This is a genomic window from Microcoleus sp. C2D2 (assembly GCF_036702495.1).
In the GTDB taxonomy this organism is placed as follows: Bacteria; Cyanobacteriota; Cyanobacteriia; order Cyanobacteriales; family Microcoleaceae; genus Microcoleus.
This window is the reverse complement of record NZ_JAUBTO010000419.1, coordinates 1-1,092: the sequence shown is the minus strand read 5'-3', so window position 1 is coordinate 1,092 and position 1,092 is coordinate 1. Positions and strand designations below refer to the sequence as shown.

The 1,092-nt window shown below is 46.8% G+C and carries 1 protein-coding gene and 1 pseudogene; both read left to right on the top strand.

Translation table 11 applies throughout. The features are described 5' to 3' along the window. Positions 1-716: group II intron maturase-specific domain-containing protein (locus QUB61_RS39650; protein WP_333136970.1), on the top strand; the 716-nt coding region annotated here is incomplete at its 5' end. Positions 717-790: 74 nt separating this feature from the next. Beyond that, positions 791-1,092, top strand: a pseudogene (locus QUB61_RS39645) (hypothetical protein); the annotation flags it as partial.

The window sequence follows — 1,092 nt, the reverse complement described above, 5'->3', positions numbered from 1 at the left end:
TTCTAGGGTTCAATGTCCGACACTACAAGGGTAAGTGTCTCATCAAGCCGCAAAAAGAGAAGGTCAAAGAATTCTTAGCAGGAATCCAACAATGGCTGAATCAACATAAGACGGTAAAGGCAACGGCAGTTATCCAATACCTCAGCCCAATTATTCGAGGATGGGGAAACTACTACAAGCACAAAGTCAGCAAGGAGACGTTTTCTTACGTTGACTACCGAATATGGCAAATGTTTTGGAAGTGGTCGCTAAGAAGGCATCCCAAAAAGGGGAAAGGTTGGGTAGCCCAAAAATACTTTAGAACAATCAATGAGACGAAGTGGAACTTTGCCCAACCCTTTAAAAACAGAAACGGTAGGGAAACATTAATAACCCTGCCCAAGCTGTCATACATTCCCATAGTACGCCATGTCAAAGTTAAAGACACGGCATCTCCTGATGACCCCGCACTCACCAAATACTGGCAAGACCGCCAATCCAAATACGGGAAATCGTATTGGGCAAAAGGCTCAAAACTCTATAATGTGGCGGTCAACCAAGATTGGAAATGTCCCATATGCGGTGAACACTTGTTCAACGGAGAAGAACTGCACACCCATCACAAGATTTGGGTGAAAGACGGAGGCACGGACAAGGCCCAAAACCTTGTTCACCTTCACAAAGCCTGCCACAGGCATGAACATACAAGCAAACGTTCTGAGGTTTTGGAGGCTTGAGCCGGATGATGGGAAACTGTCAAGTCCGGTTCTTAGGGGGGAGAGATGTGGCGACGCATTCTCTCCTACCCGACAAACGTACAGCAGGAGTGGACGGTATAAAATTACTAACCCCAAAGCAACGTATTAAGCTAGTAAATCAACTCAAAATAACTGGGAAATCACAACCGACACGTCGGATAATGATTCCAAAACCAGGTACTAATGAGTCAAGACCATTAGGAATACCCACAATGTACGACCGCGCCTTACAAGCAGTTGTGAAAGCAGCACTTGAACCAGAATGGGAGGCCTCATTCGAGCCAAACTCCTATGGTTTTGTGCGGCTCGTTGGCGCAGCCGAGAGGGTTCCAACCCTTGAACGCGCCACACCTCG